Source organism: Tsuneonella flava, assembly GCF_002870965.1.
GTDB lineage: Bacteria > Pseudomonadota > Alphaproteobacteria > Sphingomonadales > Sphingomonadaceae > Tsuneonella > Tsuneonella flava.
On record NZ_PHSO01000006.1, the window covers coordinates 112,797 to 135,694 of the forward strand.

Consider the following 22,898-nt stretch of genomic DNA (forward strand, 5'->3'; position numbering starts at 1 on the left):
CCGCCCGAAATCGATAAAAGTCACGGGAGAAGAATACGATATGCTACGCATCTGGTTCGGATCGCCCCTTTGGAAAAGAGTTCTGCTGGCAATGGTCTGCGGCATCATCGCGGGCGTTGTCCTGGGCGAAGATGCCGAATCTGTGCGATGGATCGGCGATCTGTTCATCCGCGCGATCAAAATGCTGGTTATCCCGCTGATCTTCTTCTCGCTGGTATCGGGGATGACTGCTGTCGGAGATTTGCGCCGGTTGGGCAACGTGGGCGGGAAAGCGCTCCTGCTGTTTATGTCCACAGCGTTTATATCCGTAACTTTGGGGATGACGCTGGCAACACTGGTGCAACCGGGCGTCGGCCTTTCGATTGAGTTGCCGGTGGGCACGGCCGTTCCGCCTGCGCCCGATCAGTCGCTGATCGGAATGGTAATCTCGCTGGTTCCTGAAAATCCGGTTATGGCAATGGCGGAAGGGGCGGTTCTGCCGGTCATCGTTTTCGCTGTGCTATTCGGCATCGCCATTCTTGCATCGGGCGAGGAAGGGACTCCGATTGCTCAGGCGATGAATGCCGGGTCGATCGTCATGCAGAACATGACGATTTTCGTGATGGAGCTGGCCCCGTTCGGCGTCTTCGCGCTGATCGCATGGGTTACCGGTACTTTTGGTTTCGAAGCGCTGATCCCGCTCAGCAAGCTTGTTGCTCTGAATTATGTCGGTTGCGCTATCATTCTGGCGATTGTCTATCCGCTGATTCTGCGCCTTATCGCACGGCTGCCGGTGATCGATTTCTATCGCGGTATCATCGATGCACAGGCAGTGGCGTTCTCCACCGCGTCGTCGAATGCCGCACTGCCTGTGACGCTGCGCTGCGTCGAACGGAACCTCGGCGTTTCGCATTCGGTTGCCAGCTTCACTGTCGCGCTCGGCGCAACGATCAACATGAACGGCACAGCGATGTATCTGGGCGTAATCGCGCTGTTCGGTGCACAGGTTTACGGCATTGAGCTGAGCTGGCTTTCTTATGTCATGATCATTCTGACGTCCACGCTCGGCGCGATCGGAGCGGCCGGCGTACCGGGATCGGGCCTGATTATCATGAGCCTGGTACTTTCTTCGATTGGCGTACCGCTGGAAACCATCGCATTTGTCGCAGGGATCAATCACATCCTCGACATGGCGCGCACGATGACGAACGTTTCCGGCGACGCCGCCGTCGCTGTCGCCGTCGGCCGGATGTCGGGCGAGATCGATGTCGAGGAATACGTATCGGCCGACGACGTCTGAGACACACCACTCTCTCCGATTGGGCAGCCCCTGCCCGCTTCCCTCGAAACGGCAGATACCTTGATCAATTCAGCCGCAGCTATCTGGAGAAGAAAACGATGAAATCGCTTATGCCACTGGCCGCGCTGGCCCTGTGCCTCCAACCCGCCCCCGCTTTCGCGCGCGAGGCATATGACGCAGGCTCGGCAGTCGATGCCGAACTGGGCCGCACATCGCGGGTTGCCCGCCAGATCTGGGAAAACGCCGAACTGGGCTATCTGGAAGAAAAGTCATCCGGTTTCCTGCAAAATGAGATCAAGGCAGAGGGTTTTTCAATCAAATCCGGGGTCGCCGGAATTCCCACCGCTTTCATCGCCGAATGGGGCACCGGTGGGCCCGTGATCGGTGTGCTGGCCGAATTCGATGCGCTGCCCGGCATTACTCAGTCGGATAAAGCGACCCGTGATCCTATCGACACGAAACACGCCGGCCATGCCTGTGGGCACAATCTGTTCGGCGCTGGCTCGCTAACCGCCGCGATCGTTTTGAAACGCTGGCTGGAAGCGACCGGAACCCCCGGCCGCATTCGGCTGTATGGCACACCGGCTGAAGAGGGCGGATCAGGCAAAGTCTACATGACCCGCGCCGGTCTGTTCGACGACGCCGACTTCGTGCTCGACTGGCATCCGAGCGACAGCAACGCCGCCCCGTCGCTCAGCACGCTGGCCAACCGTTCCGCCAAATTCCGGTTCCACGGCATTTCCTCTCACGCGTCAGCCGCACCTGAGAAGGGCCGGTCTGCGCTCGACGGCGTGGAAGCGATGAACATGATGGTCAACATGATGCGCGAACACACCAGCATGGATACGCGCATTCACTACGTTATCACGGAAGGTGGATCGGCCCCGAACGTCGTCCCCGATTTCGCGGAAGTATTCTACTACGTCCGCCATTCGGACCCGGATGAGGTGCGGGCACTGTGGCCCCGCCTCGAAGCGGCGGCAAAAGGTGCCGCGATGGGCACAGGCACCAAAGTCGATTGGGAAGTGATCCACGGTAACAATCCAACCCGACCAGTCCCTGCACTGCAGCAGAAGATGAGCGCAATCCTTCAGGGGATGGGCGGCATCACCTATAGCGCGCAGGAGGAAGCATGGGCAGAAACGCTCCGGGCAAGTCTGGGAGAGAAGGCCCCTCCTTTCGCAAAAGCAGGGCAGGTAGAGCCATATCGGGTAAAAACCAGCTATGGTTCGACTGACGTTGGCGACGTTTCCAGCGCCGTCCCGACTGTTAGCGTCCGCACGGCCACCTGGGTTCCCGGAACCGCCGCACATAGCTGGCAGGCAGTCGCTGCGAGCGGCATGTCAATTGGCTTCAAAGGAGCCAACCATGCCGCCAAGGCGATGGCGCTGATGGGCGTCGAACTGTATTCGAACCCTGAATTGCGCGCGCAGGCCAAAGCCGAATTCAAGCAAGCTCTGGGTCCGAACTACAAATACCAGTCGCTGCTAGGGGACCGTGAGCCACCGCTCGATTATCGCAAGTAAGAACAGCCAGCTACGGCGGTGCAATCAATCTTGTGCGATTGCGCCGCCGGATACATTTGGGATCAAAGCGATAGTTCCCGTTCAGCCATCGTCAGCGGGAAAGGACGGTGTGACACCACGATGAGGCCCGCCTCCGTCCGATCCAGCCATTGCACCAGATTGGCAACCAGCCTCTTTTCGGTTTCCGCATCCAAGCCTTCGGTCGGCTCGTCGAGCAGCAACCAGGGGCGACCAGCAAGGAGCGCGCGCGCCAGCGCCAGACGTTTGCGCTCGCCGCCCGACAGTATCCCGCCATCGGGTTCCAGCCAGGTGTTCAATCCCTGCGGCGCTGCGGCGACACGCTCATCAAGACAGGCGATTTCCAGCGCCGCGTGCATTGCTCCCTCGTCCAGCGCCGGGGCAGCGATACGCAGATTGTCCGCAATACTGCCCATAAGCAGCATCGGATCCTGCGGCATCAGCGCGAACTGACGACGCAGATGATCCGCATCGACGCTTTCAACCGGCACCCCGTTGAGCGTTAAGGGCCGGACAGGTAATCGCAGCCCGGCGAGAGCTTCCAGCAACCGCGTCTTCCCCGAACCCGATATGCCCGTGATCGCGACACGCTCCCCCGGTTCGATCCGATGGCCGTCGATCTCTATCGGCTCCGCCACTGCCTGATCGGATGCGAATGCATGTACTGTGTCGGGGGCCTGAGACAACATCGCCAGACGCTCGAGCGATTTTTCGATCCCCGATTTTCGCATCGCGTTGCGCGAAAAACCCGCCACCGCCTCTGTACCAGCAGCACTGGCGAGCAGGGCAGTAGCAAGGAGTGGCGCCGCCCCCTTGGCAAGCAGGAGCACGCCAGCCACAACGACTGCGGCGTATAGTACAAGCGCGGCGGCGGTGATCGCTTCTCCCTTCAACAGCCGGGCCTTGGCTACTTCGTATCCGCGAAAGGTCGGCTCCAGTTGTTTCATGACACGTGGTGTGAGACCGTAAGCTGCAATCTCCGAACGGGCGGCAGCGTAATCGGTAAAGGTAGCTCGCATTGCGATCAGCCGATCCGCGACATCAGCCGATGGCATCGCCGTAAAGCGCTCGGCCATTTTCCAGATTGCCATTGGGAGGAGGAACAGCGCCACCGCCTGAAACAACGCAGCCCCCCACCCCGCCAATGCGACGAGCGCGACCGACACCACACCTCCCGCGACACCTGCAACGACAGCAGGCCTTCGTATGACGATGTCTTCAAGCGCCGCGATATCGTCCAGCAGAATGGCGCTCGCCGCGCGTGGGTCCCGCGCATCTTTGCGGGTATCGATAGCAGCGCGCCGCGAAAACAGCCGCGTCCGCAGATCGGCCATACCTTCCAGCGCGGCCTGATGGCCCAGCAACCGTTCACCATAACGCCCGACCGTTCGCAGAATAGCCAGCAGCCGGATCGCAGCGGAGGGTATCAGGTAGTTGAAGGCCTGAACCGCAGCGACGCCCGCCAGCCCGGCCAATCCCGCTGCCGTCAGGAACCATCCCGACAAACCCAGAAGCGCCACCGCAGACAAGCTCGCGAGCACGCCACAGGCGCCGGCGATGCGTAGCCGACGACGTCCGGCTCCTGTTGCGGCGAGCAATTCGTCCAGCATCTCACGTTCAGTCACAGCCGCACCACATTATCGCAAAGGGACATCAGGCGCGGATCGTGCGTTGCGATCACCAATGCGCGGGTAGTTGCCAGTTGCGCCAACAGAGCAACGATTTCCTCCGCAGCCGCACGATCGAGATCGGCAGTCGGTTCATCGAACAGTATCAGGGGCCGCTCTGACACGACTGCACGTGCGATCCCGATCCGCCGCCGCTCTCCGCCGGAAAGCCCCGCGCCGCTGGCATCCAGCGCCAGATCGATCCCTCTGCGGGCAATGACCGCGCCCAGCCCGACACGATCCGCCACCTGACGGATCGTGTCGGCCGAAGCATCGGGCCGGGCGATCGCGATATTCTCTGCCAGAGTGCCGGGCAGGATCAGCGGCCGCTGGGCCGCCCATGCGATAGTCCTGGGATCAGGCGGCCGACCACTACCCGGGACAGTGACTTGCCCCGTCGATGGCGCGATCTGTCCCGCGATTGTCGCAAGAATGGTCGATTTGCCGCTGCCAGTCGGCCCGGACAGCACCAGAATCCCGCATTGACCCAAATCGAAATCGACAGGCCCGATAACGCGTTCTCCAAAGCGGACCTCCAACCCATGCGCGCCCATCCCGGCGAAAGGAGCGGTTGCAACGTCAGGTAAGTCGGCTTCCGCCAGCAACGGTTCGACAACGCGATCAGCCGCCTCACCCAGTTGCTTCTCATGATAGGCTGCAGCCAGACGCCGCATCGGCAAATAGAACTCAGGCGCCAGCGCAAGGGCAAAAAATGCCTCGCCTAACGTCAGGTGTTCGGGATCCGGGAATGGCAACAGACCGAGCAGGCTGAACCCGCAATACACCGCGACAAGCGCCACAGCGAGCGCGGCAAAAAATTCCAGAGCTGCGCTCGATAGAAATGCCTTCCGCAACACCGCAACAGTGCGATCCGAAAGACTGTGCGACGAGGTGCCGATCTGCCGGGTAATCCGCTCTTCCGCTCCGAAATGGCGGATGATCGGCAAATGCCTCAAGCGATCTTCCAGCAATCCCGAAAGGGTATTCAACGCAGCCAGTTGCGCGTCCGATTCCCGCGCCGCCGCACTGCCGGTAACGATCATAGTCAGCACGAAAAAAACGAAAGTGAACAACAGGATCGCTGCCGCAACCAGCGACGCACAGGCAGTCAGGCCGAGCACGAGCACGGGCCCGGCAACAGCGGCGATGCGAACCGGCTCGAACCGTATTGCCCGCATCCGCAACGCCTCCACATGATCGATCGCCACACTTGCCGCACTGCCCGGCGCAAGAGGTACAACCGCACGACCCGCAAGCAGGTGCGGCAACAACCTTTCACGGATATCGGCAACCACGATAGATGCCCTGCCAGTGGCAGCAATATCGGACGAACTCAGCGCCGTCGCGCGAAACAGCCCACTCGCGACCAGAAGCAACGCTGCCCAGAGCACCCATACCCCGGAGTCGCCGCCGCGCGCCGCTGCGGATACAGCCGATGCCAGCGCGAGAGCGAAGATAGCCGCCCCCACTGTGTCAAATAACAGGATAAAGCGGGACGAAAGCCTATTCATTTACATAACTTCAATAATTGTTGCATTTATCGGCACATCTGTTCCTTGACTGCTCGATTGCGAGGGCGTAGCTGGCGAGAGGAAATTTTCTCGAACCTTAGTGCCGCAGTAGGAGAAATCCAGTGGAAATGGCAGTCGTAGAACTCTCAAGACTCCAGTTCGCATTGACTGCGATGTACCACTTCCTCTTTGTACCCCTTACTCTTGGTCTTTCCTTTATTCTTGTAATTATGGAAAGTGTATATGTGATGACCAACCGCCCCGTGTGGCGAGACATCACTCGGTTCTGGAGCAAGTTATTCGGCATCAACTTCGTGCTCGGCGTGGCAACAGGCCTCACCATGGAGTTCGAGTTTGGAACAAACTGGTCTTATTTCAGCCATTATGTCGGAGATATCTTCGGCGCACCACTGGCTATCGAAGGCCTGATGGCTTTCTTCCTCGAAGCAACGTTCGTGGGCCTGATGTTCTTCGGCTGGGATCGCCTAACGAAGCGCCAGCACCTGTTCACGACTTTCATGGTGGCGCTCGGCTCGAACCTTTCAGCTCTGTGGATTCTCGTGGCCAATGGCTGGATGCAGCACCCCACAGGGGCAGAATTCAATCCGCAAACAATGCGGATGGAAGTTACCGACTTCATGGCGGTTCTTTTCAACCCGGTAGCACAGGCCAAGTTCGTTCACACGGTCAGCGCGGGCTATGTTACCGCATCGGTATTCGTACTTGGTGTCAGCGCCTGGTATCTCCTTCGCAATCGCCATGTCGGGCTCGCCAAGCGAAGCTTCGCTGTTGCTGCGGCCTTTGGTCTGGCATCGTCACTGTCTGCCGTCGTGCTTGGCGACGAGAGCGGTTATGCGCTGACGGAAAACCAGCAAATGAAACTCGCCTCGATCGAAGGTGCTTGGGAAACCGAGCCAAGCCCTGCAGGCTTGGCAATATTCGGCATTCCATCCAACGAGGGGCGCAAAACCGAATACGAAGTGAAAATCCCCTATGTGCTTGGCCTGATTGCGACGCGCAGCCTTGACGGAAAAGTGATGGGGATCACGCCTCTGGTCGAACGGGCAGATAACCGCATCCGCAATGGCTTGCCTGCCTATCGCGCACTGGAAACTCTGAAGAAAAATCCGGACGATCTCGCGGCACGCGAAGTGTTTGAAAAGCACAAATATGATCTCGGGTATGCGCTACTGCTCAAGCGGTTTGTCGAAGATCCGCTTCAGGCAACCGATGCCGATATTTCGAACGCGGCTTGGAGCACGGTACCCAACGTCCCTGTCTTGTTCTGGCTGTTCCGTATCATGGCCGGACTAGGATTTGCATTCATCGCTTTCTTTGCTTTCGCCACCTGGATTTCCACTGCGCGCCGGTTCGATAAGACATGGTTCCTGCGGCTCGCGGTCTTCGCCATCCCGCTACCCTGGCTGGCAGCGGAAGTTGGCTGGGTCGTAGCCGAATATGGTCGCCAGCCTTGGGCCATCGAAGGCGTGCTGCCGACCTTCCTGGGCGCTTCGAGCCTGACGGTATCGCAAATCTGGACTACGATCATTGGTTTCACCCTCCTCTATGGGACGCTGGCCGTTATCGAAATCCGCCTTATGATTGGCACGATACGGAAAGGACCTGAGCCTTACACGCCGCAACGCGCAGGAAGCGACGCATCAGCTGATCCGAAATCATCCGCCACCATCACCTCTGTTCCCGCCGAATAAAGCCACCGAGGAGACTTGTCATGCCACTCGACTACGAAACGCTGCGTGTCATCTGGTGGGCCCTGCTGGGCATTCTGCTGATCGGATTTGCACTGACAGACGGGTTCGATCTCGGCGTTGGTACCCTTCTGCCCTTCGTCGCTCGCACCGATGTCGAGCGACGACAGGTCATCAATACGATCGGGGCGACCTGGGAAGGCAATCAGGTCTGGTTTATTCTCGGCGGCGGGGCAATCTTCGCAGCCTGGCCGTTCGTGTATGCCATCAGCTTCTCCGGCTTTTACCTCGCGATGTTCCTCGTGCTGGCGGCACTGATCCTACGGCCGGTGGCCTTCAAGTATCGCTCGAAGAAACCTGACGCCGCCTGGCGTACACGCTGGGACTGGGCCCTGTTTGTCGGTGGGTTCGTCCCCGCGCTGGTTTTCGGAGTGGCCGTGGGCAACGTCTTGACCGGAGCGCCATTCCGCCTCGATGACAATCTGCGCGCGTTTTACGAAGGCTCTCTGCTCGGCCTGTTCTCGCCCTTTGCTCTTCTTGCCGGCCTCGTCTCAGTTGCGATGATCGTTCTGCATGGCTCAGGCTGGCTGGCGATCAAGCTTACCCACGGGCCGGTGCGCGATCGAGCCATTCGGTTCGGGACATTTGCTGCTATTGCCGCTCTGGTTCTGTATGCGTTGGGCGGAGTTTGGCTTGCCGTCGGCAATCTGGGCTTCACAACTGTAGGGGCAATCGATCCGAATGGACCGTCCAACCCGCTGATGGCACAAACTGCCAGACAAGCTGGCGCATGGCTGTCAAATTACTCTGCCTACCCACTCCTCACAATCTTGCCGGCCCTCGGCCTGCTCGGCCCTGTGATCGCTTTGTTCGGCATCCGCAGTAACAAAGACGCGCTCGTATTTGCCGGTTCGTCTGCCGCTAATGTCGGGATTATCGGGTCGGTTGGCGCCTCCATGTTCCCCTTCATTCTGCCCAGCTCAATCGATCCACAATCGAGCCTGACAGTCTGGAACGCCTCTTCCAGCCATCTGACGCTATTTGTTATGCTGCTGGTTACGGCCGTGCTCCTGCCCCTGGTGCTGCTATACACGGCATGGGCTTACAAGGTGATGTTTGGGCGCGTCAGTGAAGACGAAGTCAAACAGAATCCCGACTTTTACTGATCGGTCTGCGGAAGGATTTTACGATGTGGTACTTCGCATGGGTTCTCGGTCTTGGGCTTGCAGTGAGTCTGGCTGTGCTCAACGGAATCTGGCACGAATTCCATAGCTTGCCCGGCGAAGATGGTCTGGACTGAATCGACGTTTGAATACTCCTTCTGCCTGCCAAAGTAATACAATGCCGGAAACTATGTTCCCTGAAGCGATTGCAGCGGCCTCCTGATCTTGGAGAAACTGCCTTCGCTTCAGTCAATGGTTGTGAGGATCTTTACTGTCGGCTCCGACAGGTTGCCGATCGTCTCGAAGTAAACGATGGCACTGGCTCTGATATAGTTCATCGTGCCGCCTACCTAAGCGGCGGTCAGCCCCCTCGACAGGACCACAATCAACACACACTGGTATCGATACGTAACTGTTTTCGCAGATAAGCGGTATCTGCTTCCTATTACCGAGCAGTTGGCGGGCCGAAGCAGACGAAACGGAGGATTCCGCTTACGCCATAGCCCTCTAAATTGGGGCACGAGCGAATGGCCCCACTGGAGCGGCGACTATGAGGGCTATGTCGATGCCCATTTCCGCCGGCTGGAGGCGCTGCGCCGGGCGGGCATCCTCGCGCGGGTCAACGCCGACCAACGGCGCATCCCAGACGATCTCGTCAGCCACGCCACCACCTATGATGGCGGCCGCGACCGCACGGCCAGCGTTCGCGTCCTGTCTTTGGTCGATCTAGGCAGGCAGATCGGAGCGGAGGGCCCGACCTGGCCAGGCAGGCAGCTGATCCACGGTGATTCAGCCGACCTTGCCCCAACTCTCGCTTCGGCCAGCAGATGCGCGAGTCGATGGGCCAGCGCAGCGAGCATCATATGGAACAGGGCTACACCACCAGAGCACGGAATGGCCGTATCTTCTTATCGGCGCAATCTGCTCGCCGTCATGCGCGAGCGCGAAGTTGCCCGCGTCGGCGCGGAGATGATCGAGAACAAGGGCCTGTCGTTCCGAACCGCCACGGACGGCGAGACCATCAGCGGCAATTTCACCTGAATCCTGCAGCTATCCAGCGGCAATATCGCCGTGATCGAGAAATCTGATGAGTTCTCGCTAATCCGGTGGCGGCTGGTTATCGACCGCCAGCTTGGCCGCGAGGGCATCGGCGTCGTGGAGGGCGGATCGATGTCATGCCAGTTGGGAAGAAAGAGGGAATCACGTTGTAACGGTGTTGGCGCATTTTTTGCTGAGGCGTATCAATCTCTCTTGAAGCAGCACAATCACGGTTGTCGCCATCATGAACCCAGCCGAAGCCCAAAGCACCCCAATCGCCGCTCCGCTATCCATCAAGTAGCCGAACAAGAGGGGGCCGATCACGCCGCCTAGGTTGAAGCCGGTTGAAACAATCCCGAAGACTCGTCCTTCGGTTCCAGCCGGGGCCGCTGCGCGCACCAACATGTCGCGCGACGGTGCGATGCAGCCAGTCAGAAACCCCGCCGAACCGAGCGTCGCGATCAAAGCGATGTCGGCCATCGGAATAAGAGTCACGCTGACGATGAGTATTGCGGCCAGAGCAAAAACAGTCGCCCCGACAATACCATGGCGCTCGGTCCGATCCGCGAGGACGCCGCCGACAAGAACTCCGAATGCGCTGGCGAACAGAAACGCGGTCAACGCCAGATTGGCGGCTGGCAGGGGCACATCGATTCCTGCAACCAGAGCGGCGACCGAGAACTTCTCTATAGCTCCTGTGCTGAGATTCAGGAGTAGGAAGAACAGCGTCAATAGCGGTATCGCGCCAAGAGCCGACATCCGAAGCCGAGAGCGAGTTGCTTTCCCGTTGGTGTGCGTCCTGATTGGCGGCGCCTTAGCTGCGGGCGGCGCCCTGATCACCAGCAGCAGGAGAACAAGCAGCCCCAGCCCGGCGCTGACGATAAAGGCTGCCCGAATGTCCAGATCGATCGCCAGCCACATCAATATCAGCGGTGCTAGCGCGCTGCCGAGAAATCCTGCGAAGGTATGGATCGAAAAAGCTCGCCCCATTCTGTCTGGCGCAATGCCGCGTGATAGTAGCGCGTAGTCACACGGATGATAGACGCCATTGGCGACTCCGGCGAGCACCATAGCGATGATCAGCACCCAAAATGTTGGCTGAAGGATGAGCAGTGCGAAACTGATGCTGCCAAGCGCAAGTCCGATTTTCAACAACCGCATTGCGCCAAATCGGTCCACTGCATAGCCCAATGGAGCCTGCACAACGGCGGTCACAATATTAAAAACCGTCAGCGCAATCCCGAGGTCGACGAAACTGACGTTCATGATGGTCGGCAGAAGCGGAAGCAGAGCCGGGACCGTCATGATGTGGAAATGGCTGACCAGATGGGCGGCGGAGACTTGCCCTAACAACCCGCTTTGTGGAGCCGTCATGACGAAGTTTCTGCTTCCTCCCCTTCCGTGGCCATGCCGGGCCAGTAGAGGGAATCCGGGGTTGGGCGTGGGCCGAATATGGCCTGGCCGACGCGCACGACATCAGCGCCTTCCTCAATCGCAACCTCGTAATCCCCGGACATGCCCATGGAAAGCTGCGTCAGGCCGGGATGTACGGCGACCGTCCGCTCTCGCAGATCGCGAAGTAAGCGGAAGCACCGGCGCACACGCTCGGTATCCGCGCTTAAAATCGCCAGCGTCATCAGGCCGCGCGGTTTCAGCCGGGGATAGTCCGGCAGGCATTCCACGAAAGAGGGCAGGTCGTCGGGATGCAGCCCGTATTTGCTGGCCTCGCCGGAGGTGTTCACCTGCACGAACACGTCGAGATCGCGCCGTTGCACGTCGAGCCGGCGGTTCAGTTCCTTCGCCAGCCGAAGGCTATCAAGCGCGTGAAATTCAGATGCGAAGCGGATGAGGTATTTGACCTTATTGGTCTGAAGGTGGCCGATGATGTTCCAACGGATTGCCAAATCGGCCAGCACCTCCTGCTTGTTTCTTGCTTCCTGTAGCTTGTTCTCACCAAAATCCGTGATTCCAGCCGCAAAAGCGTGGCGCAGGATATGTGCGGGAACCGTCTTGGTGACGGGCAGCAACCGTACATCGCCGGGCGAACGGCCAGAGCGAAGACAGGCCGCCGCGATACGGTCTTTGACCGTTTGGAGGTTCGCGGCGAAGGCCTCAGCCGGATGGTCACCGAAACGCGCGATGTCCTCGGGTGAAAGGTCGCTTTTCATCGATGGCGTCATATCAAACGGTCCCCGGGCTGATGCCGTCAGTAAGGCAAAGGAAAGCGATGAACGAGATCGCGAGCCAGCCCGCTGATCCGTTCCCGCTCAGCGTCGAGTGTTCCGGCACGAACGGCATGGAGCGTGTCGAGCATCAGCACGGCGATTTGCTTATATTCTTCAGGGCCGAATCCGCGTGACGTTCCCGCCGCGCTGCCAACCCGTATTCCCGAGGTCACCATGGGTTTTTCAGGGTCATTGGGGATCGCGTTCTTGTTGAGCGTGATCCCCACAGATTCCAGCGCCTGCTCGGCGATGTTGCCCGTGACGCCCAAGGGGCGAAGATCGACCACCGCTAAATGACAATCGGTGCCGCCGCTGGTGATCGCCAGGCCGCCATCAATCAGCGTTTGCGCCAGAACGCGGCAGTTTTCGACAACACGCCGCGCGTAGGTCTTGAACGAAGGGTCCAGCGCTTCGCCAAACGCCACGGCTTTAGCCGCGATGATATGCATGAGCGGGCCGCCTTGCAGGCCGGGGAAGACAGCCGAGTTGATTTTCTTCGCAATCTGCGCGTCATTGGTCAGAACGAACCCGCCGCGCGGACCGCGCAGCGTCTTGTGCGTGGTCGAGGTGACGACATCGGCGAAAGGGATTGGCGACGGATAGGCATCGCCTGCGACCAGCCCCGCGAAATGCGCCATATCGACCATCAGGATCGCCCCCACTTCATCCGCGATTGCACGGAAACGGGCGAAATCCAGCGTGCGAGGATAGGCCGACCCGCCCGCGATCAGCAATTCAGGGCGATGTCTTCGCGCCAGGTCCGCCACCTGGTCCATGTCGATCAGATGGCTGTCAGCGTCGACCCCATAGCTGACGACATCGAACCACCGGCCCGACAGGTTGACGGCGGCGCCATGGGTCAGATGTCCGCCCGCCTTGAGATCGAGCCCAAGGATCGTGTCGCCAGGCTTCAGTAGAGCGAGAAGCACCGCCTGATTGGCCTGACTGCCCGAATGCGGCTGTACATTGGCGTAAGTGCTGCCAAAAACCCTGTTCAGGCGTTCGATGGCGAGATCTTCTGCCACATCGACATTGGCGCAACCGCCATAATAGCGCCGATGCGGATAGCCTTCGGCATATTTGTTGGTGAGGACCGACCCTTGCGCTTCCAGAACGGCTGGGCTGACGAAATTCTCCGAAGCAATCAGTTCGATGCAACTACGCTGGCGGCCCCGTTCATCGGCAATGGCGGCGAAGATAGCACTGTCTCGATCTGAGAGGCTGGCATTCCCGACGCTCCCGTCAGCTACAGGCTGGCTCAAGGGGATGTCTATCGATTGTGCATTCATTGATGTGTTCCAAGATTGGGGTGTAAAATGTGCACCACATGAGACCCATGCAGCGGACGATTGTTGGCCTCTTCGTTTGACGGTAACGCCGATCAACTCAGGCGATCTGGGCGAGCCATTCTTCCATCATTTTCCCTGCAGCGATGCGGGCATTTGCGGGAATGCTCCTCGCCTGCTCTCTGAGCGTTCGCGGGTCGATGCCCGACGATGTCAACTCAACCGCGTGCCCTGTAAGCCAGCGCTCGATCCCCGCGCTCGCGTCCACCTCGGGGTGAAATTGCAATGCCAATATGTTGCTACCAATGGAAAAACCCTGAGTATCGCACAATTCCGTCGCCCCAATGTTCTCGGCTCCATCCGGGATACGGAAGGCATCCCCATGCCAATGCAACACGGGGATGCCTTCCAGATGACGGAGCGGCCCAACCCGCCCGGCATCTGTCAGCGAAACGGGACCGAATCCGATTTCCTTGTGTCCCATCGGCGCAACATTGGCGCCAAGCGTTGCCGCGATTTGCTGTGCACCCAGACAAATCCCGAGCGTCGGGCGTTCCTTCGCCAGCCGCGCGGCGAGTATCCGGCGCTCTTGGCTAAGGTAGGGATAGGCATCATTCTCATAGACCCCGACAGGCCCACCGAGGACGATCAACAGGTCTGGCGCCAGCGCGTCGAGCGTCGAAACATCATCGCTATCCAGATCGAGATAGGTGACGCCATATCCTCCCGCCGTCAGCACCGGCTCAAAAAGCCCAAGGTTTTCAAATAGAATATGCCGAATGACGACGGCTGTTTTGCTGGTGGCGGGGCGTACTGTCATGCCTTTCTCCGTTGCGAGCTTGTCAGCACGCTTATCGGATATTTGGACTGATTATCCCCGCCAATTTTACGCTATGAACCAGACCATTTATGCTGACATTCGCAGCGCCTGAAATGCGCTGGCCAGTTTCCTGACAGCCGCTTCCAGTTCCATCGGCGTATATGCGGCGAACCCCATCAGGAACCCGACCTCGCCATCGCGTGCCGAATAAAGGCCAGATAGACCAAGCAGATCGACACCAACGCGCCGCGCCGCATCAACCGCCGCACGCTCGGATATATCGCCCGTCAATACACAAGGCATCTGCAAGCCACCAATGGGGACACGTGGCTCGACGAAATCAGACAGGTGCTTTCGAACCAACCCGGCCAACGTGTCGAGCCGCTGCCCATAAATGCTCCGCATGGTGCGAATATGAGCGCCAAAATGGCCACCCTCCATGAAGCGGGCAAGCGTCAACTGAGCAATGGATGCCGTATGGCCGTCAAGTAATGTGCGCGCGACGGTCATTGGCTTCACCAGTTGCGGAGGCAGAATGGCGTAGCCGATCCGTAATCCCGGAAAGAGGGATTTTGTGAAGGTGCCAATGTAGATAGTCCGGTCATGAGGGTCGAGGCCCTGCACACACGCCGTCGGCTTGCCGGAATAATGAAATTCGCTGTCGTAATCGTCCTCAATTATCCAGGCCTGGTGCCGCGCCGCCCATTTGATCAGCGCCAGACGACGATCCAGCGTCAGCGTTGCCCCGGTCGGGAACTGGTGTGAAGGCGTGAGAGAGACCGCCTTGGCCCCGTGCGGATCGTCAAGAATTGGCTCAACCATCACGCCCTGCCGATCCACCTTGACCGGGACAGAGGTCAGCCCTGCCGCGTCGAAGGCCTTGCGGGCGCCGTAATAGGCCGGGTCTTCGATGAAAATACGGTCTCCGGGGTCGAGCAGCATATTCGCGCAAAGCATAATTGCCTGCTGCGAACTTGTCAGAACCAGCACGCGGTCCGCAGTGGCGCGTGCGCCGCGTTCGAGGTTCACATAGTCCGCAATGGCCCGCCGGAGCGCCTCGTTTCCTTGTGGATCGCCCTGAAGCAGCGCCTGCGTGCCGACCTCTTTCAGAACCTGCCGTTCCAGACGCTCCCATAACGGCAGGGGAAAGTTGCGCGTCTCCGGCACCCCATGGGTAAACGGGCGCGGCGCCAGCACTTGGCGCAATCCGCCGCTGCGAAACATGTCCTTCCCGCGTGCGCTCAGGTTCGGAGCCTGATTGGCCAAAAGCGCGCTGCGCCCTGACCGCCGATGCCCAGACATGAACTCAGTGATTTCCGCAACGAAGCTGCCACTCCCGACGCGCCGCTCGATAAAACCTTCAGCGTGAAGCTGGGCGTAAGCAGACTCGACCGTATCACGCGAAACGCCCAGCGATCTGGCAAGAGCGCGTGAGGCCGGAAGCGGCCTTCCGGGAGCAAGCGCACCATCAAGGATCAGTTGCCGAATCGCCCGTTGTATCCGCGCGTGCAGTGGCATGGCTGCATGAGCCGGATGCGCGAGCCATGCCTTCACCGATTCAAGTTGGGAATGTCTCAGCAAATGGTCTGGCTCCATGGAATTAATTGGATGGGATAATCAGGCCATTGAGCAGCTAGAAGTCAAGACATGTTCGCGACAGCACGCCCTTTCATCGGAGAACAGTCAGGAACCATGTCGCCCAGTTCGTTACCATCATCTACACGATTAAGCGATCTCGCCCATCCAACTGTTGCGGGTCTGATCTCCGTCATCGTCAACTATGGAGGGACGTTCATTCTTGTCTTCCAGGCCGCGCGAGTGGCCGGTCTCAGCCCGGAACTGACGGCATTCTGGGTCTTGTCGCTCTCGATTGGTGTTGGCCTGACCGGCCTGTTCCTGAGTTGGCGCTATCGTGAGCCGATCATCACCGCATGGTCCACACCAGCCGCCACTTTCCTGATCACTGCGCTCGCCACCACATCTTATGCCGAAGCGGTCGGAGCCTATATTCTCTCCGCTATCGCTTTCATCATACTTGGGCTTTCGGGATATTTTGAGAAAGTAATCCGGCTGATCCCGCCCGGCATTGCATCGGGTTTGTTTGCGGGCATCCTGCTGCAATTCGGAATCTGGGCGTTTGGTGGCGCGAGCGCCGATCCCGTTCTGGTCGGCGTGTTCGGCGTAACTCTTGCCGCCGTCTTCATGGCGTTCCCTGCGACGTCCATCACCACGTTGGCGGGCCTTGCTCTGCTCGGTACAATCGGAGGAAGTCTCGCCGGAACTATGGCCAACCCCGCCTCGCGGGAGGCTGCGTTAATTACCTTTCTCGCCTCGGCAGCGAACATCAACATGCTGGGGTTTGCTGGTGTGTTCTGGGGACTGGTAATCGGGCTGATCGCGTACGTGATCCTGAACGGGAAGTTGCCCCGCAAACGCACCATCAAAGCAGAAATCACTGAAAGCGCAGCAGAGTGATGACCATGCAAACATCCATCATTTCCATCCAGAGTCAGGTCGTTCACGGGCATGTCGGCAACAGCGCTGCCGTGCTGCCCATGCAGGCACGGGGACTGAACGTAGCGGCGGTGCCGACAACGCTGCTGTCCAACAACCCCCATTTTGAAACCATGCGGGGCCGGGTTCTGGAGTCGGAACTGGTGGACGATCTGTTGCGCGGGGTAGAGGAACGCGGCCTGATTGAGACAAGCCGTTACATCGTTTCTGGCTATCTCGGTTCGCGCGCCAATGGCGAGGTTGTCGCCGCTTTCGTGGAGCGCGCCCGCAAGCTCAATCCCGACATCATCTATATATGCGATCCAGTGATGGGAGATTCCAGTCTTGGCATTTTTGTCGCGGATCAGGTTGTCGAATGCCTGTGCGACGATCTTGTCCCGCTCGCCGATCTTTTGACTCCCAACCAGTTCGAGCTTGGTCTGATAACACAGGAACAAACGACATTATGGCAGGAGCTGACCACTGCCGCATCAAAGGTGCAGGTATTCCGCGGCGCCCGGCTTGTCGTCACCGGTTGCACCTTTCCCGACACGCCGGAGGGATCGCTTGAGAATGTTGTCTTCGATGGGGAGATGCGAACAAGGCTGACATCGCCCCGGCTTCCCATCGTACCGGTGGGAACCGGCGATCTTTTTACCGGGCTTCTCACGGCCAATCTTTCGCATGGCCGGGATTTGGTGGGCGCTGCCCGAAATGCCGCAAGCGTTCTGCTTGAGATCCTTGGGCGAACCATCGTCGAGGGCGAACAGGAAATGCAGCTTGGTAGCGTGATTGATGCACTGGTGGAGAATCCAGAATGAGCAGCGCACTACTCCCTGTATTCCAGCCTGCGCCGATGGTTTTCGAACAGGGCGAAGGCGCATGGCTGACGACAGCCAATGGCGAACGCTATCTCAATCTCAGCGCTGGAAACGTCGTCAACGCGCTAGGCCATTCGCACCCCCATATCATGTCCGCGCCGGAGCGGAAGGAACGCAAACTGTGGCACTTGTCCGATGTGTATCGCATTCCCGAAGGGGAACGCCTGACGGCCGCCAGTTTTGCCGTTTTTCTGTCCTTTGCCAAATCCGGCGCGGAGGAAGCGTAGAGATGTGGCCCCGTGGCGGAGTGGTTACGCGAAGGATTGCAAATCCTTGCACCGCTGGTTCGAATCCAGCGCGGGGCCTCCAGAAAATCGTCAGATGCTTGTCTGACAGAGCTCTTCCCAAATAACGTGGAGCCTCCCCAATGCCCCTTTTCAACTATCTAGATTTCTTCGCGCATGAACTCGCCCAACTGCATCGGGAGGGGCGATATCGTGTCTTCGCAGACCTCGAACGTGAACCGAAAAGCGACATATACGCCTTCGATCATAGTGTTGGTAGGCGTGTCACCATCTGGTGTTCAAACGACTATCTGTCCATGGGCGTTCACCCCGATGTCATAAGCGCAGCACGCGAGGCGTTGCAGCAATATGGCGCGGGAGCCGGTGGTACACGCAATATTTCCGGCACCAGCCATGAGCATGTCCTGCTGGAACAGGAACTCGCCGACCTGCATCGCAAGCAATCCGCCTTACTATTCACATCGGGCTACGTAGCAAACGATGCGGCGCTTTCCACGCTTGGTCGCCTTCTGCCGGGCTGCGTGGTCTTTTCCGATGCTCTGAACCATGCGTCGATGATAGAAGGCATCCGCCACTCGGGAGCGGAAAAGCGCGTGTTCGCACACAATGACTGGCGTGACCTTGAGCGCCAGCTTGAAACCGTCTGCAAATATCGACCGAAGCTAATCTGCTTCGAAAGCTGCTATTCCATGGATGGCGATTTTGCCCCGATGGAAGCGATCTGCGATCTCGCCGATAAGCACAATGCCTTTACCTACGTCGATGAAGTCCATGCCGTCGGTCTTTACGGCGCGCGCGGAGCTGGCATCGCCGAACGGGACGGTCTCCTCGACCGTATCGATATGTTCCAAGGAACGCTCAGCAAGGGCTTTGGCTCTATCGGTGGCTATATTGCCGGTAGTCGCGATGTGGTCGATTTCGTTCGCAGCTTCTCGTCAGGATTCATCTTTAGCACGGCATTGCCACCATCCGTGGTCGCAGGCATCCGCGCGGCCCTGCATCATTTGAAAGAAAACAGCTCTCCCCGGCAGGCGCTGGCGAGACGAGCAGCGTCGCTGAAGGGTAGGATGCTGGCAAACGATATTCCGGTAATGCCGAGCCCTAGCCATATCCTGCCGGTCATGATTGGTGAGGCCACGTTGGCAAAGGCGATAACCGATCATCTCATGGCCGAAAACGGCATCTACATCCAGCCCGTCAACTATCCAACCGTGCCGCGAGGGACCGAGCGCTTGCGCATCACTCCAACCCCTCTTCATACGGATGAGGATGAGGATATCCTGATCGCCGCTCTTGTTGGTGCACGCGATGCCTTCCCGCGTTAGCGACATCTGGCAACTGCCCAATGTTCAATTCGGGCATTGGCATAACCGGGCTAACCAAGAGACCGCCCCGCTTCACGGCTCAAATTCATTCCCTCTGAAAGAATAAGACAATGCAAACCAGAATGAACATCGCTCAGCTTACTCCTGAACTATATCGTGCCGTCGCAGCCCTCGATACTGCAGTGAAAAAGTCGGGCGTGGACAATCGCCTGTTGCACCTTGTCAAGCTGCGTGCCTCGCAAATCAACGGGTGCGCGTTTTGTGTTAACCTTCACGTGAAGGAAGCTCTTGACGATGGGTTGGATGCACAAATGCTACATCTTGTGGCTGTGTGGCGAGAGTCTCCATTCTTCGACAGCCGGGATCGCGCAGCTCTGGAATGGACAGAGAGCGTAACTCTTGTCGCCCAGAGTGGCATTCCCGATAATGTGTTTGAAATGGTTAGAGGTGTTTTCTCAGAAACGGAGATAGCACAACTGACAATCGCTATTGGAACAATCAACATCTGGAACAGGATTGCGGTTAGCTCTCGTTTGCAGCATCCATTGGGTGAAGAAAACTAAGCGAGCGATGTCAAAGGAGACGTCCGCTTAACAAGTATCTGAGAGCTTGACGGTGATGCGTAGGCGTGGACGGCAAGCCCAGAATGCAACCCCCAGCGAAGGAGCGTCGGTCCGCAGCGCAAGTCTCAGCAGGCATCGACCAGCTCGATCGTGCGGTGAAGACCGCACGAAAGGCGGCATGAGCACCAAGCCGCATGCCGTGACCGATGCGAATGGTCGGCCGATCAGGCTTCTTCGTGACCACCGGACAGGTCAGCGATTACACGGGCCTGGCCGCACTCCTCAACAGTCTGCCCAAGGCCAATGGATGCGGGCCGACGGGTTATGGCGCGGACTGGTTCCGCATCGGAATCATGTTCGGCCGCTTTAAAGACTGGAGACAGATCGCAACCCGCCATGATCGGTGCCCGATGGCTTTCTTCTCCGCCCTCGCCCTCGACGCTACCGTCATCTTCTGGCTCTGGTCAACGAGCCTGACCCTAGGGGGCGATGATACACTTTATGCGTAGGGCTGAAGGGCATCTCCATCACCGTCACGCGCTCTTAGGGAGCTACAGCGAACCTTCGCTCGTTGATCATAGAGGACGAGCCAAATGGTGACATCGCTCGCTTTTTATAATAGGGCTATTAATATAACTATCTAACGACCTCGCTCCATCGACCTACCGGCTTGCTTGACGGGCGAGTGCGAACTCGGAAAGGCTGGATATGAACGCACAAGAGGTCGTTAATTATTGCTTCGAAACCATCGAGCAATCCTATTCGGCTCGCGATGCCATTTTATACGCGCTGGCAACGGGCTATGCGACGCAGCCTCTCGATCCACTGCACCTCCGCTACCTGTATGAAAACTCGCTGACTACAGCCCCGACATTTGCCAATGTTCTCGGCTACCCGGGGCTGTGGATGAACGACCCGCGCGTCGAAATCGACTGGGTGAAGATGCTTCATGCAGAGCATCGGATGACCCTGCACCGCTCCCTGCCCCCCGCGGCGTCCACGGTTTCCACCAACCGCGTGACGGGCCTGCGCGATCTCGGTCCGCGCGGGGCGATGGTACATTATCAGACCGACATTACCCTGGCGGACGAGGGCGAACCGCTTGCCACCCTGATCACGTCGGTGATCGCGCGCGGAGATGGCGGATGCGGCGACTGGGGGGATGCGCCGCCTTCTCTGGAGCGAGTGCCCGAGCGCAATCCAGACGCGACGATCGAACTGGCAACCAGCAAGATGCAGCCGCTGCTGTATCGTCTGTCCGGCGACCTGCACCCGATTCACATCGACCCTGCCGTATCAAGCGCTGCGGGTCTCCGCCGCCCCCTGCTTCACGGCCTCGCGACCAAGGGCATGGCGGGTTATGCGCTGTTGCGGCAGTTCTGCGATCTCGATGCCAAGCGGCTCATGTCGATGGCGGTACGGTTCACGCGCCCGGTGATGCCCGGAGATGTGCTGCGGTTCGAATTCTGGGGCGAGGCGCCTGGACGAATTCAATTTCGCGCGGTTGCCGTCAACGAAGGCGATGCTCCCGTGCTGGACCGCTGTGAGGCGGTGGTCACATGACCACGCGGCTAGTCGAAGCGCTTGCGTAGTTCCCGCTTCAGGATCTTGCCGTAGTCGCTCTTGGGAAGCTCTTCGATGAAGAAGTAGTCCTTCGGCCGTTTGAAGCGCGCGATATTATCGAGGCATATCTGGTCGAGTTCGTCCCGCTCCATCGATTGCCCTGGCTTAGCCACCACGAACGCGACCACGTCTTCGCCCCACTCGCGATGCGGGCGCCCGACCACCGACACTTCGAGCACGGCGGGATGGAGGAGAAGTACCTCTTCGATCTCGCGCGGGTAGATGTTCATCCCGCCAGAGATAATCAGGTCCTTCGAACGATCTTTCAGCGAAAGATATCCATCCTTGCTGACGCACCCGACATCGCCGGTATAGAGCCAGCCATCGCGTAGCGCGTTCGCGGTCGCTTCCGGGTTCTCCCAATAGCCTGCCATGCAGACATCGCTACGCACCACGATCTCGCCTATTTCACCGGCGGGAAGATCTTTTCCGTCCTCGCCGACGATCCGAAACTCGGTGCCCGTGAAGGCGGTGCCGACGGACGAGAGCTGTTCTTCATAACGCGGATTATCGACATTCGCATGAAGGTGTTTGGGCAGCACGGAAATCGCACAAGGCGCTTCACCCTGCCCGTACCCGCCGACCAGCTTGGGGCCGAACTTCGCCAGCGCACGTTTCAGATCCGAGAAGTACATTGGTGCGCCACCGTAGAAGATCGTCTTGATCGCATCGAGATTTGCGTTGGCGAACGCCGGATCGTTGACCAGCCGACCAATGATCGTCGGCACCGCGAAGAACATCATGTTGTTGTAGTGGTGAGTCAGGTCGGCGACCTCCGCCGCGTCGAATCCACCGCTTTTCGGGATCACATGATGCGAGGCCTTTGCGATGTGGGGCAGCGACTCGAGCCCTGAGGCGTGCGAGAGCGGCGCGACATGGAGCATGCAGTCATACTCCGTCAGACTGTCCACGTCGGAGAGATAGCGCAGCATCATTCCTCGCAGAGAGCGATGAGTCAGCGTCGCGCCCTTAGGGCGACCCGTGGTCCCGCTGGTGTAGAAAATCCACGCCGGATCGAGGTCGTCCGCATCCGCCATCTCCATCGGTGGCGTATCGAACATCGCGCGGTAGTCATCGCTGCCAGCGATCACGATCCGCTCCAGCGAAGGCACGTCGTCCAACAGCGAAGAGAGCTTGCCCGCCAGTTCATTCGAGGTGAAAAACCAGCGCGCGCCCGAATTCGTCAGCGCATAGGCGATCTCACGCGGGTGCAGCTTGGCGTTCATCGGCACGGCACACAGGCCGGCGTGCCATATGGCGAACATGATCTCGAGATATTCAGGGGCATTGCCCATCGCGATGCCGACCCGGTCGCCCTTGTTGAGGCCCTGCGCCCGAAATGCCGCTGCGAGCCGGGCGGCGCGTTCGCCGAACTCGCCATAGGTCGCGTAAAGATCGGTCCCGACCGATATGGCCGGGCGGGCTGCAAATGAACGGGCCGAGTTCTTCAGCAGGACAGCAATGTTCATAAGGGGAGTCCTTGTTGGGAAAAGGCGCCTCAGGCTGGAAGCGAGCGCCCGAATGGC

The 22,898-nt window shown here is 59.0% G+C and carries 19 protein-coding genes, 1 tRNA gene and 2 pseudogenes; 14 read left to right on the forward strand and 8 right to left on the reverse strand.

Annotated elements, in window-relative coordinates; all coding sequences use genetic code 11:
- The first annotated feature begins 40 nt into the window (after positions 1 to 40).
- On the forward strand, positions 41 to 1,279 hold the full coding sequence (locus CV013_RS10345; protein WP_102155387.1) for a dicarboxylate/amino acid:cation symporter: 1,239 nt from the start codon (positions 41 to 43) through the stop codon (positions 1,277 to 1,279).
- Positions 1,280 to 1,377: 98 nt separating this feature from the next.
- Entirely contained in the window at positions 1,378 to 2,805 is a 1,428-nt protein-coding gene (locus CV013_RS10350) for an amidohydrolase (protein WP_102155389.1), read from the forward strand.
- Between the two features lie 62 nt (positions 2,806 to 2,867).
- Here CV013_RS10350 and CV013_RS10355 read toward each other — a convergent pair whose 3' ends face one another.
- Complete coding sequence (locus CV013_RS10355; RefSeq protein WP_223805224.1) at positions 2,868 to 4,448, reverse strand: ATP-binding cassette domain-containing protein; 1,581 nt, start codon at positions 4,446 to 4,448, stop codon at positions 2,868 to 2,870.
- Entirely contained in the window at positions 4,445 to 6,001 is a 1,557-nt protein-coding gene (locus CV013_RS10360) for an ATP-binding cassette domain-containing protein (protein ID WP_102155393.1), read from the reverse strand. The genes CV013_RS10355 and CV013_RS10360 overlap by 4 nt, the downstream gene beginning before the upstream one ends.
- Positions 6,002 to 6,123: 122 nt before the next feature.
- Here CV013_RS10360 and CV013_RS10365 point away from each other — a divergent pair, with 122 nt between their 5' ends.
- From CV013_RS10365 to CV013_RS15705, 4 genes and pseudogenes are all read left to right on the forward strand, one after another.
- A complete protein-coding gene (locus CV013_RS10365; protein WP_190276493.1) occupies positions 6,124 to 7,713 on the forward strand; it encodes a cytochrome ubiquinol oxidase subunit I in 1,590 nt (529 codons plus the stop codon).
- A gap of 20 nt (positions 7,714 to 7,733) precedes the next feature.
- Positions 7,734 to 8,876: a cytochrome d ubiquinol oxidase subunit II gene (gene cydB, locus CV013_RS10370; protein WP_102155397.1), complete on the forward strand. Its 1,143-nt coding sequence runs from the start codon at positions 7,734 to 7,736 to the stop codon at positions 8,874 to 8,876.
- Positions 8,877 to 8,899: 23 nt separating this feature from the next.
- On the forward strand, positions 8,900 to 9,010 hold the full coding sequence (gene cydX / locus CV013_RS10375) for a cytochrome bd-I oxidase subunit CydX (protein ID WP_102155398.1): 111 nt from the start codon (positions 8,900 to 8,902) through the stop codon (positions 9,008 to 9,010).
- A 319-nt stretch (positions 9,011 to 9,329) separates the two neighbouring features.
- A pseudogene (locus CV013_RS15705) lies at positions 9,330 to 10,058 on the forward strand (DUF3363 domain-containing protein); the annotation flags it as partial.
- Between the two features lie 15 nt (positions 10,059 to 10,073).
- On the opposite strand, the gene CV013_RS10385 reads toward CV013_RS15705, so the two are convergent.
- The 5 genes from CV013_RS10385 to pdxR all read right to left on the reverse strand — a co-directional run bounded on the left by CV013_RS10385 (position 10,074) and on the right by pdxR (position 15,838).
- The gene (locus CV013_RS10385; RefSeq protein ID WP_102155400.1) at positions 10,074 to 11,285 is read right to left on the reverse strand and encodes an MFS transporter; all 1,212 of its coding nucleotides are present in this window, start codon (positions 11,283 to 11,285) and stop codon (positions 10,074 to 10,076) included.
- Positions 11,282 to 12,091 (reverse strand): YggS family pyridoxal phosphate-dependent enzyme, encoded by an 810-nt coding sequence (locus CV013_RS10390; protein ID WP_102155402.1) that lies wholly within the window; start codon positions 12,089 to 12,091, stop codon positions 11,282 to 11,284. The genes CV013_RS10385 and CV013_RS10390 overlap by 4 nt, the downstream gene beginning before the upstream one ends.
- Before the next feature lie 26 nt (positions 12,092 to 12,117).
- A complete protein-coding gene (glyA, locus tag CV013_RS10395; RefSeq protein ID WP_102155404.1) occupies positions 12,118 to 13,425 on the reverse strand; it encodes a serine hydroxymethyltransferase in 1,308 nt (435 codons plus the stop codon).
- A gap of 97 nt (positions 13,426 to 13,522) precedes the next feature.
- Positions 13,523 to 14,242 (reverse strand): glutamine amidotransferase, encoded by a 720-nt coding sequence (locus CV013_RS10400; RefSeq protein WP_102155409.1) that lies wholly within the window; start codon positions 14,240 to 14,242, stop codon positions 13,523 to 13,525.
- Positions 14,243 to 14,329: 87 nt separating this feature from the next.
- Positions 14,330 to 15,838, reverse strand: a complete 1,509-nt coding sequence (gene pdxR, locus CV013_RS10405) for a MocR-like pyridoxine biosynthesis transcription factor PdxR (protein WP_456243243.1) — start codon at positions 15,836 to 15,838, stop codon at positions 14,330 to 14,332.
- Positions 15,839 to 15,934: 96 nt separating this feature from the next.
- Here pdxR and CV013_RS10410 point away from each other — a divergent pair, with 96 nt between their 5' ends.
- The 8 genes and pseudogenes from CV013_RS10410 to CV013_RS10445 all read left to right on the forward strand — a co-directional run bounded on the left by CV013_RS10410 (position 15,935) and on the right by CV013_RS10445 (position 21,312).
- A complete protein-coding gene (locus CV013_RS10410) occupies positions 15,935 to 16,717 on the forward strand; it encodes a benzoate/H(+) symporter BenE family transporter (protein WP_102155411.1) in 783 nt (260 codons plus the stop codon).
- A 5-nt stretch (positions 16,718 to 16,722) separates the two neighbouring features.
- Positions 16,723 to 17,556, forward strand: a complete 834-nt coding sequence (gene pdxY, locus CV013_RS10415) for a pyridoxal kinase (protein ID WP_198591859.1) — start codon at positions 16,723 to 16,725, stop codon at positions 17,554 to 17,556.
- Complete coding sequence (locus CV013_RS10420) at positions 17,553 to 17,843, forward strand: aminotransferase class III-fold pyridoxal phosphate-dependent enzyme (protein ID WP_102155417.1); 291 nt, start codon at positions 17,553 to 17,555, stop codon at positions 17,841 to 17,843. The genes pdxY and CV013_RS10420 overlap by 4 nt, the downstream gene beginning before the upstream one ends.
- A gap of 6 nt (positions 17,844 to 17,849) precedes the next feature.
- Positions 17,850 to 17,925: transfer RNA gene (locus tag CV013_RS10425), tRNA-Cys, on the forward strand.
- A 58-nt stretch (positions 17,926 to 17,983) separates the two neighbouring features.
- Positions 17,984 to 19,186 (forward strand): 5-aminolevulinate synthase, encoded by a 1,203-nt coding sequence (gene hemA, locus CV013_RS10430; protein WP_102155419.1) that lies wholly within the window; start codon positions 17,984 to 17,986, stop codon positions 19,184 to 19,186.
- A gap of 122 nt (positions 19,187 to 19,308) precedes the next feature.
- Positions 19,309 to 19,749, forward strand: coding sequence for a carboxymuconolactone decarboxylase family protein (locus CV013_RS10435; RefSeq protein WP_223805221.1), 441 nt, complete (start codon positions 19,309 to 19,311; stop codon positions 19,747 to 19,749).
- 163 nt (positions 19,750 to 19,912) lie between these two features.
- Positions 19,913 to 20,258, forward strand: a pseudogene (locus CV013_RS10440) (hypothetical protein); the annotation flags it as partial.
- Positions 20,259 to 20,457: 199 nt separating this feature from the next.
- Complete coding sequence (locus CV013_RS10445) at positions 20,458 to 21,312, forward strand: MaoC/PaaZ C-terminal domain-containing protein (protein ID WP_102155424.1); 855 nt, start codon at positions 20,458 to 20,460, stop codon at positions 21,310 to 21,312.
- A gap of 8 nt (positions 21,313 to 21,320) precedes the next feature.
- On the opposite strand, the gene CV013_RS10450 is transcribed toward CV013_RS10445, so the two are convergent.
- Entirely contained in the window at positions 21,321 to 22,841 is a 1,521-nt protein-coding gene (locus CV013_RS10450) for a class I adenylate-forming enzyme family protein (protein ID WP_102155426.1), read from the reverse strand.
- Positions 22,842 to 22,898 lie beyond the last annotated feature (57 nt).

Coding starts and splice junctions, on each gene's coding strand:
- CV013_RS10345 (WP_102155387.1), top strand. CDS start 41: ATGCTACGCATCTGGTTCGGATCGCCCCTTTGGAAAAGAGTTCTGCTG.
- CV013_RS10350 (WP_102155389.1), top strand. CDS start 1,378: ATGAAATCGCTTATGCCACTGGCCGCGCTGGCCCTGTGCCTCCAACCC.
- CV013_RS10360 (WP_102155393.1), bottom strand. CDS start 6,001: ATGAATAGGCTTTCGTCCCGCTTTATCCTGTTATTTGACACAGTGGGG.
- cydB (WP_102155397.1), top strand. CDS start 7,734: ATGCCACTCGACTACGAAACGCTGCGTGTCATCTGGTGGGCCCTGCTG.
- cydX (WP_102155398.1), top strand. CDS start 8,900: ATGTGGTACTTCGCATGGGTTCTCGGTCTTGGGCTTGCAGTGAGTCTG.
- CV013_RS10385 (WP_102155400.1), bottom strand. CDS start 11,285: ATGACGGCTCCACAAAGCGGGTTGTTAGGGCAAGTCTCCGCCGCCCAT.
- CV013_RS10390 (WP_102155402.1), bottom strand. CDS start 12,091: ATGACGCCATCGATGAAAAGCGACCTTTCACCCGAGGACATCGCGCGT.
- glyA (WP_102155404.1), bottom strand. CDS start 13,425: ATGAATGCACAATCGATAGACATCCCCTTGAGCCAGCCTGTAGCTGAC.
- CV013_RS10400 (WP_102155409.1), bottom strand. CDS start 14,242: ATGACAGTACGCCCCGCCACCAGCAAAACAGCCGTCGTCATTCGGCAT.
- pdxR (WP_456243243.1), bottom strand. CDS start 15,838: ATGGAGCCAGACCATTTGCTGAGACATTCCCAACTTGAATCGGTGAAG.
- CV013_RS10410 (WP_102155411.1), top strand. CDS start 15,935: ATGTCGCCCAGTTCGTTACCATCATCTACACGATTAAGCGATCTCGCC.
- pdxY (WP_198591859.1), top strand. CDS start 16,723: ATGCAAACATCCATCATTTCCATCCAGAGTCAGGTCGTTCACGGGCAT.
- CV013_RS10420 (WP_102155417.1), top strand. CDS start 17,553: ATGAGCAGCGCACTACTCCCTGTATTCCAGCCTGCGCCGATGGTTTTC.
- hemA (WP_102155419.1), top strand. CDS start 17,984: ATGCCCCTTTTCAACTATCTAGATTTCTTCGCGCATGAACTCGCCCAA.
- CV013_RS10435 (WP_223805221.1), top strand. CDS start 19,309: ATGAACATCGCTCAGCTTACTCCTGAACTATATCGTGCCGTCGCAGCC.
- CV013_RS10445 (WP_102155424.1), top strand. CDS start 20,458: ATGAACGCACAAGAGGTCGTTAATTATTGCTTCGAAACCATCGAGCAA.
- CV013_RS10450 (WP_102155426.1), bottom strand. CDS start 22,841: ATGAACATTGCTGTCCTGCTGAAGAACTCGGCCCGTTCATTTGCAGCC.